We start from the raw sequence: 12,870 nt of genomic DNA on the forward strand, positions 1-12,870 counted from the left end.
TAGCTATGCCGACTACCCAGGCTGTTGTCATCCTTTGTACTGCCCCAGATGAAGCCACCGCTCAGGAACTTGCCGCCCTTGTGCTGGCTGAGAAACTGGCGGCCTGCGTCACCTTATTGCCCGGTGCGACATCGCTCTATTACTGGGAAGGGAAAATGGAACAGGAGTATGAGGTGCAGATGCTGCTCAAAAGCGACATTGAGCATCAGGAAGCGCTGCTCGCTTGCCTGAAATCGCATCACCCATATCAAACCCCTGAATTACTGGTTCTGCCAGTTACCCACGGAGATAGTGAATACCTCTCATGGCTCTACGCATCTTTGCGCTAATTTTTGCGCTATTCAGCTCACATGCTTTTGCAGGTCTTTTCGACAACCAAAGCAAATCTCAGTTTGTGCCGGTCGACCAGGCTTTTGCATTTGATTTTCAGCAGTCTGATCACCAGCTCAACCTTAACTGGCAGATAAAACCCGGCTACTACCTTTATCGCCAGCAAATAAAAGTGAATCCGGCTCAGGCCGAACTCGCCCCGCCAGAGTTGCCAAAAGGCACCTGGCATGAGGACGAATTCTACGGAAAGACTGAGATCTATACCCAGCAGCTTAATCTACCGATAACGATTGAGAAGACGACCAAAGGGGCAACTGTTAGCGTGACGTATCAGGGCTGCGCCGAAGCGGGCTTCTGTTACCCGCCTGAGACGCGCGTGGTGCCACTTAGTGAAGTACTGCCAGCGGCAAATTCATCAGCGCCCGTAGCTGTTGCGCCAAAAACACCAGCAGACGCTACAGATACTAAAACCACCCAACTGCCGTTCTCTGCACTTTGGGCGTTCTTAATCGGTATCGGTATCGCGTTCACGCCTTGCGTGCTGCCGATGTACCCATTGATTTCCGGCATTGTGCTCGGAGGTAAACAGCGTTTATCTACTGCTCGTGCCCTGCTGCTGACCTTTGTCTATGTGCAAGGAATGGCGTTGACCTATACCGCGCTGGGCCTTGTTGTTGCGGCGGCTGGCCTGCAATTCCAGGCAGCTCTTCAACATCCTTATGTGCTTATCGGCCTGTCAGCACTGTTTGTACTGCTCGCAGCATCCATGTTTGGGTTGTTCACGCTGCAACTGCCGTCATCGCTTCAAACGCGCCTTACGTTGATGAGCAATCGCCAGCAAGGCGGTTCCGCGGGTGGCGTGTTTGCGATGGGCGCATTAGCCGGGCTGATTTGCTCGCCTTGTACTACCGCACCGCTGAGTGCCATTCTGCTGTACATCGCCCAGAGCGGGAACATGTGGCTCGGAGGCGGCACGTTGTATCTCTACGCGCTAGGCATGGGCCTGCCGCTGATGCTCATCACCGTATTCGGTAACCGTCTGCTTCCAAAAAGTGGCCCGTGGATGGAAACCGTCAAAATCGCATTTGGTTTTGTGATCCTTGCACTGCCGGTTTTCCTGCTGGAACGCATACTGGGAGATAATTGGGGTATTAGGTTATGGGGTTTGCTCGGCGTAGCGTTCTTCGGCTGGGCGTTTATCACCAGCCTGCAAGCGACTAAATCGTGGATGCGCGTGGTGCAGATAATCCTGCTCGGTGCGGCACTGGTTTGCGCTCGCCCGCTGCAAGACTGGGCATTCGGGAGCACAGTAACCGCCAGCCAGGCACATCTCAATTTCACCAAAATTGCTAACGTTGAGCAGCTCGATGCCGCACTCGCCAATGCAAAAGGCAAACCCGTAATGCTCGATTTGTACGCCGACTGGTGTGTGGCTTGCAAAGAGTTTGAGAAATACACCTTTAGCGATGCGCAGGTACAGCAACAGCTGGGAAATACCGTTTTACTCCAGGCTGATGTTACCGCCAACAACGCGCAAGATGTGGCGCTGTTAAAGCATCTCCAGGTTTTAGGGCTACCAACGATTTTGTTCTTTGATACACAAGGGCACGAGTTGCCAGAAGCACGTGTGACCGGTTTTATGAATGCTGACACCTTCCGTACGCATTTGCAGAAACTGACGCCGTAAACAACACTCATTGTGGGAAGTACACTAAATAATTCAGCTTGCATCGAGGCAGCTTGAAGTATGACGGGTACAACGGAGGAGATAACCGTGCAACGCGAAACAGTACTAGAGCACGCCTTACACGTACTTGAACGTGAAGGAATTGCCAGCACCACCCTGGATATGGTCGCCGCAGAGGCAGACTATCCGGTTACAGAGATCAGCAATTTCTGGCCAAACAGTGAGGCATTACTCTATGACTCCCTGCGTTATTTGAGTCAGCAAATTGATGTCTGGCGCCGTCAGCTCGCGCTTAATGAAGAGTTGTCGCTCGAGCAGAAACTGTTGAAGCGCTACGAAGCGTTGACCGAATGCGTCAACAACCATCGCTATCCGGGATGCCTGTTTATTGCGGCCTGCACCTTTTACCCGGATGCATCGCACCCGATTCACCAACTGGCCGATCAGCAGAAAAAAGCCGCCTGGGAATTCACTCATGAAATGCTAATGCAGCTGGAAGTGGATGACCCAACGATGGTGGCGCATCAAATGGAACTGGTGCTGGAAGGCTGCCTGAGCCGTTTGTTGGTGAAACGCAGCCAGGCCGATATCGAAACTGCCCGTCGACTGGCCGAAGATATTCTGCGATTTGCCCAGTGCCGACAAGGTGGCGCATTGACCTGATGAATTGTTTTCTCGCCATTTTGCATGAAAAGAAAGCACTTAAACGCATTTAGCCCCTTTTTTATGACAAAGCCGTTGACGCCTAACGGCCTTTACGGTTTAATGCGCCCCGTTGCCCGGATAGCTCAGTCGGTAGAGCAGGGGATTGAAAATCCCCGTGTCCTTGGTTCGATTCCGAGTCCGGGCACCACTATTTAGAAGAACCCGCCTATGGCGGGTTTTTTGCTTTCTGGGATTCGGACTCTTCATCGAACTTCGTTCGATTACTCGTCGCCTCCGTGCGACTCGCCCTGCGGGCCAGCGCAAGCGCTGTTCAAAAACGTTCCCGACGTTTTTGTCCGAGTCCGGGCACCACTATTTAAAGAAACCAGCCTAAGGGCTGGTTTTTTGCTTTCTGAGATTCGGACTCTTCATCGAGCCCTTGTTTAAAACCTAAAGGTTCGATTACTTGTCGCTTCCCTGCGACTCGCCCTGATATAACAATTACCAGAAGTACTTCACACCCGCGCTGGCAGAAAAGGCCTGGTCATTCGCCGTGCTACTCTGCATTCCGGCAAAAAGCTGCACGCTATTCAAAAGAACGTAATCAATATCTAAGCCGTAATCGAAGCTGTTCCGGTCAAACTCTGGCGAGTTCAGCGAAATTTCCTGCCCGCTCATATTGGTCGTCAGTCTCATATCGCTGATATCACGCGCCACGATCTTGCTGGCCTGCGCCCAGGCTGACAGATGAAGTTCATTGCTCACCATATAATTAAAGCGAGAGCCCAGCGCCACGCTACTCTGGCGCCCTTTCATGCCACTGACACTCACACCCTGTGGGTTTCCTTCATCGATACTATCGGTATTAGAACGATCGTATTCAACGCCGAGATAGGGCGTGATATCGGCTTCATGCGGTAAATGAAATGCGTAGCCTGATTCAAAGTAAAGGCTCGCGCTGCTCATATCCGTATTCGACTTCTGGCTACTTTGCGTGCCATTGCCGATAACCGGACGTTTAATGTCTGCATCACCACGCTGGTAACTTGCCAGACCGTTCAGATAAAACGCGCCATCGTTGAACTGCCCATAAGCGCCAATACCATTCTGGCTCCCATCAAGACTCCCACCGTTTCTGTCCAGTTTGGCAGTGATATTATTTTTATTAACGAAGCCACCCAGCAGCAAGGCATTACTAACACGACCATCCATCCCCACAGAGGTGTTATTAGTGGTGCTGCTCACCTGGTTCCATCCATCAGGCTGATACTGGTTTTTCATATAATCATAAGAAGTCCACACGCCAGGGGTAACTTTACCCATGCCATACATGGCACTTAAACGATTCACGACAGTTTGCGTAAGGCGATTTTGCTCCGCCAGTAACACGGAAGGCAGCTCGGAATAAATGACGCCAGAATGGCTATCCACAATGCGCTGAACACCATCTCCTGAACGAGTAGATTGTAAGCCCGCGGAATAATCCAATAATTGCTGCTCGTCTACCGTCAATACTTCACCGTTGTACTGCTTTAATGCAATGTCATTAGCAGCAGCAAAAATGCTGTCTACCGCTTTGGCGCCCGCCATTGACAGAGAATCTCCATTACTGACGGCATTTTGCGCAGAGACTTGTTCCACATCGAGATTGACTTGGTCAGGCGTGTAATTAACATGATTAATCTTCAGGAATTTGCTGCCATTGACCTGGCTAAATTGCCCCTGAATATTTTGCGCATGCAGAATGTCGTACGTCCCGTTAACCACGTAATTCTGATTAACCACGTTGACCGTGCCATCCAGCGCCGCGTTACCGCTAATATTAAGCTGATTATCAATGTAGGCATTAAGTATGCCGTTATGGCTCTGTGAATAATCGCCTTTCACTTTCAGTGAGCCGTTAGATAAATCTATCGTCCCATTGTTATAAGTCGAACTCACTGAACCAGAACCCGTTAATAACCCTCCAGGGGAAATGTTCACCGAGCCACGATGAATACTGCCACTAACCCATAGTGTGCCCTGATTTATCGTCGTATCGCCGCTATAGCTGTCATCCCCTGCCAGTTCCAGAGTGCCGTTACCGTTTTTAACCAGACCAGCATCACCGGATATATCATTACTGAAGATGTAATGCGAATCGGGTACTTGAGCATTAAAGTCGCCAAAGAGAGAAGAAAAAAGCATTGGGCCATTTTCTGCACGCAGAGCATTTAACTCACCCCAACCATAGGTCGCGTTATAATGTGCCCCTTGTGGGGAACCATCAGGCAGATAGGTTGCGGTCGTTAATATTGTCTGTTTTACCTGCTTTGCGGTCATCCAGGGATATTTTTGCCATACATTTGCTGCCGCTGCCGTAACTTGAGGTGCGGCACCTGAAGTACCGTAGAAATAAACATGACCGTTGTTATTCTCGCTGAGCAGTGGCCCAACGACATAATCGCCAGCAAGACACCAGGCCGCAGCCCTTCCGCAAGCATTACTGCCTTTAATTACACCGTTTTCGTCATACTCACTATAGAGCTGCTTATTACCATCAAGACCCACTACCGTGATTAATCCATTTTCGATAGAGCGATCAATCAACGGAGTCAGGTTTTCTGCGGAGGGTTCATTAAATAAATCATTCCCGGCAGAAAAAACTATCAAACCATTGCTATTAACCAGATATTTTAATACTGATGTAATCGGTGAATTTGCATCGTAATGATTATAACTCCCCCATGAGGCATTAAATAAATTGACCCCATAATGCTGATGCAGATCCATAATTGCAGCAAGTTGATCATCAATCATTGAATGGCCAAGAGGGTCATCGGTCGTTTTCGCTTCATAAAGCTGAATGTCCTGGCTACCTACATATGTCCCACCACTCCCCGTACTGGCAAGGATTTGAGAGACATAGCTACCATGTCCAGAAGTATCCATATCAGCCAGTGCCAGCGATGCTGTAATATCCTCGGGAGTAAATGCTCCTGAGCCAAGGTTCTTCCCCTGCCCGACATAATGCAAAATAATGGCAACCTTACCGGTTATATTGCTGAGGCTTTTATTAATACCTGAATCCAATACCCCAACTTTGACTTTATTATTATTTTCCGCAGGAGTTTGCACGTCGGGTTTTATCGCTGGAGTATTTATTGCTTGAGGAGAACCTGAGCCACTACCACCACCGCCTCCACCACATGCCGTTAACAAAAGAGGAATAAAGAACGCGATCTTTTTTAACTTTAATATATTCATTGTCTCAGTAATGTCTTTTTTTGGATATTTATTATGTGATTCATGTGGGTAATAAACATTACTTAATCGCTGTGTAAAAATCAAACACATTATTGAGAGGCAATTCATTCAATCATTAATATAAATAGATAAATTGAACACTCATAATTTCGGGAAAATAGAGCTAAATATTACGATTAAAAGCTATGATTACTGAATGAGAAAAAAGATGAAGTAGGGATTAGGCCAATAATTAAAGGGAACATCGCGAAATTCGATGTTCCCTTTAATTCATAGTTTTAAAATAGTCGCCAGGCCAAAAGGCTCAATCCTACTTTTGGGTAGCCTTACGTTAAACCCTCTACAAAACCAATGTCATAAAGCGGCTATTGGGGTCGAGTTGATAATCAGCAAACGGCTCACAATCGATAAAGCCATGCTTGAGATAAAGCTGATGGCAAGCAGCAAAGCCCGGCTGAGTCCCGGTTTCTAAACTCAGACGCAGGAAGCCACGCTCACGCGCAACTTGCAAAATGTGCAGCAAAAACTGGTTTGCCACACCACGGCGTAAAAAATCCGCCGCGGTACGCATTGATTTCAACTCACCATGCCCATCATCGAGCATTTTCAGTGCACCAATTCCGGCTAATTGATCCCCTTCCCACGCAGACCAAAATGTCACAGCCGGGTCACGGAGTTTTTGCACATCCAACGCGTGGCTGCTTTCTGGCGGTGATTGTTCCAGCATGCCGGAAATATGGTAGGCCACGAGTGTCTGCACCGCCGGATGCGAAAGATCGTCAATTTTGATTGTGAACATACGAGGTTTCCAAATGTTGGGTTGAGTGCAAGTAACATATTTGCAACATCAAAACGAACAATTACCTGTGCGTCCAATAACGATTACTTATAGCTCTCATTTCTTCATTTGCTGCAGCTGAATCTGATCGGCGTATTTGGCCTGTTCTGCCAGCGCTGAAAACTGTGCCGGAAGATAAAAACTCTCCGGTACCTTAAGCCCACGCATGTCGCTGCCAGTGTGGATTTGCAATTCCCCAAGTTGACTTATCGTCACCCCGGCTACGGTTTCAGGCATCACCAAGCGGTAGGGCTTCGCCTTTTCAAATGGGACAGGAGTCGGGTAACGGTTCTCGCTGAGATCATAATTACGGTTGAGCACCAAAAATTTATCTGGCACCCGGCGCTTGCTGTTCCACCAGTCGCCGTCCACTTCGCGGAATTTTCTTTCTGATTCTGTTTTGCTGACCGCGCCAAGTTGTACCAATGCCTTGTGTAACGCCTTGTCTATCGCATGATCGTAAGATTCAATTGACCTGGCGTGTCCGTGCAAAATCACGTTTATCGCAAGCCTTGCGCCCAATAAATTGGAATAGAGATCTTCGGGCGAAAAAGCAGATATCTCCTCAGAAAATCCCGGAACCGACTGGAATCCATACCACTGAGCAATCTCATGCCATTGCGCAAGCTGGAAGGCGAGATGCCCCGCAAGCCAGGCCGCAATCGTATAGCGTTCAACCATGGACGCGGGTGGATTAAACGCATGAAGCTGAATGCGTCGGACACCCAATTCTTCGCTATAGAACAGCCGCCAGTCCTGGCCAAGCCGTGAGTAGATCTGCGTGAAAAGATAGAAGGTATTATCAGCAGTATCACGCACGTGGGCGATATCAATAAAACCCCCACGGCGAGTGTAAATGAGGCCACTTTTCTCCTCACTCAAACCAACAATATTTTTGACTGCTCCCAATGCGCTATCGTTGTAACGATGATGACCAAGGGTGGTAAGCGTCAGAATATTACCAATCTGGTAGACCGGAATGGGTACACCGACGGCTCGTACTTGCAGGTCATATCCAAAGGCACAGCAAGGTCGTAAAGACTCAGGAGCCGTGAGCTCTTGTGTTATTGGCCATACTCGCCTCGCCTTCTCAATGGGCAAGATATCTACTGATTTCGGTGACGCGCCAAAACTCAGGGATGCCACACCAAGCAGCAGAGAAAAAATCCAGCGCTGCATTAAAATGCCTCCGCAACTTGAAAGTAAAACCCGGCACTCTCTTTGCCAAACCCCAGGTCGAGGCGAATATTCATGTCAGGCTTAACCTCGAAGCGGTAACCCGCGCCGATGGTAGGTAACAGCGGGTTATCTGAAAGATTATGCGGGCTGTCACCCAATGCGCCCGTGCCAACCCACAACACATAACCGTGCCGCCAGTTAAGCTTTTTACGGTATTCCAATTGGGTGCTGACCACGTCTTTATCGCGATAACGCCCCTGGTAATAGCCACGCATTCGATTATCGTCCCCGGCCTGCGACAAGCGATCCCATGGCACATCACCACGCGCAAAACGCCCCCAAAGATCGAACGCCAACACATCCTGATTGTTTAGCGGAAGGTAATAATTATATTGCAGCTGCAAAACGGTGAAGTGGTTATCCGAGCCAAGGGCAGGATCAAAAAGGCTGTATTCGGCACTAAAGAACTGCCCGTGTTGCGGCCGGGTTATCACATCCCGAGAATCATAGTTGATAGCCGCCGTGATACCCGAACTCAGCGAATTTCCTTTCACGTTGTAGCGGGAGAAGTTATCACCGGGATGTTGATCATCAATACTTTCAGCGTCATACGTTGAAAAATCCCAACCCAAACCGGCATACAGATCATCAACCACCTGGCGCATGATCTGCGGTTGAAGGCTAATCGATTGTTGCGTGTATTTCTGCTCATCACCCTGCGCCGCATCGTAGCCAATGCCCCAAAAACCGGTCGGGATCTTCGCAAGCGATCCATCGACAAACAACCGCCATTCATCCCCCGAAAAGAAGGTGTAATTCTTCATGCCAAGCCCTAACGCGCCGCTAGTACTCACAAAACCGGTAAATGACACCGACGAGTTTTGCGTGACATGATCGTTGGGATCAACGCGGTACACTCCCGCGATGGCAGTCCCCAGGCCCAGTTTCAACTCCGGGGTATAAAACGGCCCAGGCAACACGCTCCAGTCAATGCCTTTACTGGGGTCATACTGATTATCAGCCCCCAGCTTTCCCAGAAAACCGTCAATCTCCTCGCGCGTCATGGCAACCGCGTCCGTCGGTGTATTCATCAGGCTTAATAAGCCCAAAAATAGCGCGCCACGTTTCTTCATCAGAATCGATATTCACCTGCGAGGAAGAAGCTATTACGCTCGTTAAAACCAATCTCCGTCAGCACGTTAAAGTTTTGCGTGAGTTCATATTGTGCACCAATCAACGTGTTCCATGGCGAAGTGAGATGCTGTTTAACATCAAAACGCCCATCGTCATCTTTATTTACCGAATTGATCAGCGGCTGAAGTTCGGCAGGCATATGCAAGTCAGATAGATTGCCTTTGAACTCCTGCTGGACGTCCTGATACATCGCGCCTATCCACACGCTTAAATGTGATGGCCCGGAAATTTGCGGCATATCGAAACGATACCCGACGCGTGGCGATATGGTCAGGGCTGAGATTTTGCCGTCCAGAATATCGAAATTGGTACGCGTGTAGTTGGTGTCCACCAGCGTAAACCAGTTTTTATACCCGCCCGCCAACGTAACGCCGGTGCCATAAGTGACGCCTTCAAAATCGAGCGTGAAATCGATGTTCTGTAAATCACCGCTCTGGTTCAGGCTGTGCACCGACGAGGCAATAATCCGGTCAATGCCGGTATAACGCGACGGGTCAGCATCCACCGATACGTTCGAAATCGACGAGCCTTTGGTGTACCCCATCAGCCCATAAATATTTAAAAACGGGAACACCCACATATCAAGACGCAGGTTTTCAGTCTTACTACGCTCACGCGTATGGCCGACATCAATGGCAAACATATCACTGGGAATGGGATGCGTGCCAAGCTTCAACCCGGAGAAGGTAATACTATCAACGTCGACATTCTGGCGAATATTCATATAGCTGAGGTTCACACCAAACGGTAGCGGAATAGAATATCCGCGCGCACGCGCTTCATCTCCCCAGATGGGAAACGTGCTGCTGTCTGTCGCAGTGTCCGTCGTCGCACCAAACGCCGCACCGGATAAAAACAGTAGCGGTAGCGCAATCACCCGGCACTGTTGCACACTCCTTTGGATTTTCTTCATGGCGTTCTCTTAGATATTTGCATTGTCAGTCAGGCGGCAAATTCCCTCTATAGCCCCGCCCCCACATTGAAATAAACGGCTTGTTCGCTATCACTAAAGGCGACATCAATCCCGGTATGCAATCCGAACTTGCGCGCAATCAGGTAGCGAAACCCACCGCCATACGCCACTTCGGTTTTATTAAAGAGATCGTCGGCTTCTTTGCTGGCGCTTCCTGCCCCCACAAAACCCTGCAACACCCAGCGCGGCGTCATTTGCCATTCAAGCTGGGTTTGCGCGGTGCTGACATAATCTCCCTGATAGCGATACTGCGAGATGCCTCGCAATTTGATATAGGGCCGTGCCATCGGTGGCAAATGCCGGTCATGGTTTGAAAGTGACTGATAATTCCCGGCCAGCACCAGCGTGAAATCGGTGCCGAGCGGTTGGAAATATTTACCGTCCAGCGTCAACATGTCGTAGCGATAATCACCACCGAGAAAGCTGCTATAAAACTGGTATTCCGCCGTGGCTGATAACCCGTTGTGCGGGTAGAAAAAGTTATCGGTGGTGTCATATTCCATGACCAACCCAAGTGCTGATGAAGCGCTCTCCTCACCCAAAACACGCTGCAATGCGCGGCTAATAACCGGGTTATCCGCAGAGATTTTGGTATCTGCATAAAACTGTGAAGCGCCGATAAAAAATGGCGTATCTGCTACTCGGAACTGCAATTTTTGCATACCGCCGTAGCCTTTGGTTTGCGTACTGATGCCCTTTCCTCGAGAGAACCCCGCAATGTCACCTGAATAAATATCAAGATTTACATCGGCATAACCGAGTGCGACCAAATAACGGATGCTGTCATTGTTCCAGGTGTGGCGATGTCCACCGCCGACAAACCAGGTGCCATTTTGCGTCGCACCCCCGCCGAATGCCGTGACTGCAGGCGGGATAGTTTTTGCGCCGGGATGGTTTTTCCCGGCTTCACTGTCCGGCGTATCATGCAAGAACAGGCCAAACAGTCCGCCGCCGTAACCTACCGCAGGCTCGGTTATCACCACCGGGACCGGCAAAAAGCCGTAACGGTTGTCACTAAGGTATTCGCTCATATCCAGCATACCGTCCACCTCATCAATCAGCCCGCTGGCAGTGGCGACCAATGGCTGTGCTAGCCCCACGCTGAACAAAAGAACCAACGGGTAGCCGGGCTTCATCACGACGGTTTCTCAGGCTGCACAGCAGGCGCAGCAAACCAGTTATCACGCGGCACCATCACAGCACCTTCCGGCTGGTTAACAAAATTCGGCGACATAATCTGCACGTTGAATTCGTTAAACACATCCTGAATATGGCTGTGCAATTCACTCTTCACGCCAGCCAACGATTCACCCACGCGTAATTTGACCTGTAATTCGTATGCGATGTACCAGTCCATCAAATTGAGCTGTCGAACCAGCGGTGGCGTGCTGGGATCAATACCTTGTGTGCGTTTAGCGGCCAGCTCCAGCATGGCGTGAACCTGCCGCCAGGGCGTGTCGTAACCGATAGTGACGCTGGTTGTCAGATTAACGCCGGAACCTGGATTCTGAGCGCTGAGGTTGGTGATTTTCCCGCTCACGACCACTGCATTCGGCACCGTGACGATGTAGTTTTCGCGCGTGAGGATTTTGGTTGCCAGCATACCGACTTCATTCACCAGCCCTTCGTTATCGCCGATGCGAATGACATCTCCTTTGCGTAGCGCACGAGAATAGGTCAGCACCAGGCCACTCATGGCGTGGTTCATCACCCCTGCCGAGCCGAGTGTTAGCATCAAACCGAAGAAAACGCTGATCCCCTTAAATGCCACCGAGTTAGCACCGGGCAAGAATGGATACGCCGCTGAAAGCGCAAATAACCAGACCATCACGGAAATCAGTTTACGTGTGGCTCCCACCGTTTCCGGGTGCAGGCCAGGCACCATCATTCTTCTGCTTTCAACGCGCGTGAGGAGAATTTTGAGCAACTTGAGAATAAATGCGGTGATTAAAAAGATAATCATCACAATCAATAATCCGGGAAGCGCTGAAACAATCGATAACGCAATTTTCTGGACAACGTTAATCGACCAGTCACCCAGCGACTCCCCCAGACTCGCGTCCACGGGAATAACCTGAAGATCCAACTCAACCAGACATAAAATGCCGCAATGCCTAAGAAAATCATCAACAAACCATAGAGATAGCTTTCCACCGCCCCGAGGAACTCGCGCCACTTAGCCGGTATTAAGCCTTTTTTACGACTGATTCGTGCTTCAAAGTATTGCTTAACTTTTTTCCAGGACTTGAACGCGCCGTAGAACAGCAGCCCTAAAACAACTGTTCCCGCTAAGGTTTTTACAACTGCAGTGGCGAGGTATGCCGAGGAGTACTGATCTTTCAAGGAAGTGCGCTGCTCATCCATACGAGCCAGCACCCGTTGCGCAGCTTGATCGAGCGTCAGATCATCACCTTCGTCTAAATCACCTTCTGCTAATAACATCAGCATCTTACCGTTGATCGTAAATAAGCGGCCTTGCTGGTTATAGCGTGTGACAGGGGTAATGATTATCGGCTGGCGAATGTCTTCTTCACTCAGAGAGCGTAAGGTTCGGCGAATGCGCAGCACGCGTTCCTCAGGCGTGGTCAGGCCAAATTTTGCCTGCAACATAACAATCGGGTGATGAAAGATAGAGATTGTTCGTGCTTTGTCTTGCTCAGAAGGAAGTTGCCTGGGTTCCGCCGCATGCAGCCCACCTGCGGTTATCAGAGGTATCCATGCCAACAGGAATAGCAGCGCCCTAATCATATGTTTCACCCAAAAGGAATGATTTTGTTT

9 protein-coding genes, 1 tRNA gene and 1 pseudogene are annotated in these 12,870 nt (G+C 49.7%); 4 read left to right on the top strand and 7 right to left on the bottom strand.

Annotation, left to right across the window (positions count from 1 at the left end):
- Positions 1-5: 5 nt before the first annotated feature.
- From cutA to AC0IXI_RS21430, 4 genes are all read left to right on the top strand, one after another.
- Positions 6-329 carry a divalent cation tolerance protein CutA gene (gene cutA / locus AC0IXI_RS21415; RefSeq protein WP_034461116.1) on the top strand — a complete coding sequence of 108 codons (324 nt, stop codon included), beginning with the start codon at positions 6-8 and terminating at the stop codon, positions 327-329.
- Positions 305-2,017: a protein-disulfide reductase DsbD gene (locus AC0IXI_RS21420; protein WP_471683072.1), complete on the top strand. Its 1,713-nt coding sequence runs from the start codon at positions 305-307 to the stop codon at positions 2,015-2,017. The genes cutA and AC0IXI_RS21420 overlap by 25 nt, the downstream gene beginning before the upstream one ends.
- 87 nt (positions 2,018-2,104) lie before the next feature.
- Entirely contained in the window at positions 2,105-2,680 is a 576-nt protein-coding gene (locus AC0IXI_RS21425; RefSeq protein WP_422568275.1) for a transcriptional regulator, read from the top strand.
- Between the two features lie 114 nt (positions 2,681-2,794).
- A tRNA-Phe gene (locus AC0IXI_RS21430) sits at positions 2,795-2,870 on the top strand.
- A 293-nt stretch (positions 2,871-3,163) separates the two neighbouring features.
- On the opposite strand, the gene AC0IXI_RS21435 is transcribed toward AC0IXI_RS21430, so the two are convergent.
- The 7 genes and pseudogenes from AC0IXI_RS21435 to AC0IXI_RS21465 form a co-directional block, all read right to left on the bottom strand.
- Positions 3,164-5,908 (bottom strand): autotransporter domain-containing protein, encoded by a 2,745-nt coding sequence (locus AC0IXI_RS21435; protein ID WP_471683073.1) that lies wholly within the window; start codon positions 5,906-5,908, stop codon positions 3,164-3,166.
- Positions 5,909-6,248: 340 nt separating this feature from the next.
- Positions 6,249-6,707, bottom strand: coding sequence for a GNAT family N-acetyltransferase (locus AC0IXI_RS21440; RefSeq protein WP_471683074.1), 459 nt, complete (start codon positions 6,705-6,707; stop codon positions 6,249-6,251).
- 96 nt (positions 6,708-6,803) lie between these two features.
- Positions 6,804-7,925: a DUF4056 domain-containing protein gene (locus AC0IXI_RS21445; RefSeq protein ID WP_471683075.1), complete on the bottom strand. Its 1,122-nt coding sequence runs from the start codon at positions 7,923-7,925 to the stop codon at positions 6,804-6,806.
- Positions 7,925-9,058, bottom strand: coding sequence for a BamA/TamA family outer membrane protein (locus AC0IXI_RS21450; RefSeq protein WP_134186213.1), 1,134 nt, complete (start codon positions 9,056-9,058; stop codon positions 7,925-7,927). Before AC0IXI_RS21450 ends, AC0IXI_RS21445 begins: the two co-directional genes overlap by 1 nt.
- Positions 9,058-10,032 carry a porin family protein gene (locus AC0IXI_RS21455; RefSeq protein ID WP_166671990.1) on the bottom strand — a complete coding sequence of 325 codons (975 nt, stop codon included), beginning with the start codon at positions 10,030-10,032 and terminating at the stop codon, positions 9,058-9,060. Before AC0IXI_RS21455 ends, AC0IXI_RS21450 begins: the two co-directional genes overlap by 1 nt.
- A 47-nt stretch (positions 10,033-10,079) precedes the next feature.
- Complete coding sequence (locus tag AC0IXI_RS21460; protein WP_134186430.1) at positions 10,080-11,228, bottom strand: BamA/TamA family outer membrane protein; 1,149 nt, start codon at positions 11,226-11,228, stop codon at positions 10,080-10,082.
- A pseudogene (locus AC0IXI_RS21465) lies at positions 11,228-12,840 on the bottom strand (mechanosensitive ion channel family protein). The gene AC0IXI_RS21460 and the pseudogene AC0IXI_RS21465 overlap by 1 nt, the downstream one beginning before the upstream one ends.
- Between the last annotated feature and the right edge of the window lie 30 nt (positions 12,841-12,870).

It is taken from the genome of Buttiauxella sp. AC038 (genome assembly GCF_979253565.1).

Excerpts from the sequence above, each read along its gene's own strand:
- cutA (WP_034461116.1), top strand. The coding sequence starts at position 6 with ATGCCGACTACCCAGGCTGTTGTCATCCTTTGTACTGCCCCAGATGAA.
- AC0IXI_RS21420 (WP_471683072.1), top strand. The coding sequence starts at position 305 with ATGGCTCTACGCATCTTTGCGCTAATTTTTGCGCTATTCAGCTCACAT.
- AC0IXI_RS21435 (WP_471683073.1), bottom strand. The coding sequence starts at position 5,908 with ATGAATATATTAAAGTTAAAAAAGATCGCGTTCTTTATTCCTCTTTTG.
- AC0IXI_RS21440 (WP_471683074.1), bottom strand. The coding sequence starts at position 6,707 with ATGTTCACAATCAAAATTGACGATCTTTCGCATCCGGCGGTGCAGACA.
- AC0IXI_RS21445 (WP_471683075.1), bottom strand. The coding sequence starts at position 7,925 with ATGCAGCGCTGGATTTTTTCTCTGCTGCTTGGTGTGGCATCCCTGAGT.
- AC0IXI_RS21450 (WP_134186213.1), bottom strand. The coding sequence starts at position 9,058 with ATGAAGAAACGTGGCGCGCTATTTTTGGGCTTATTAAGCCTGATGAAT.
- AC0IXI_RS21455 (WP_166671990.1), bottom strand. The coding sequence starts at position 10,032 with ATGAAGAAAATCCAAAGGAGTGTGCAACAGTGCCGGGTGATTGCGCTA.
- AC0IXI_RS21460 (WP_134186430.1), bottom strand. The coding sequence starts at position 11,228 with ATGAAGCCCGGCTACCCGTTGGTTCTTTTGTTCAGCGTGGGGCTAGCA.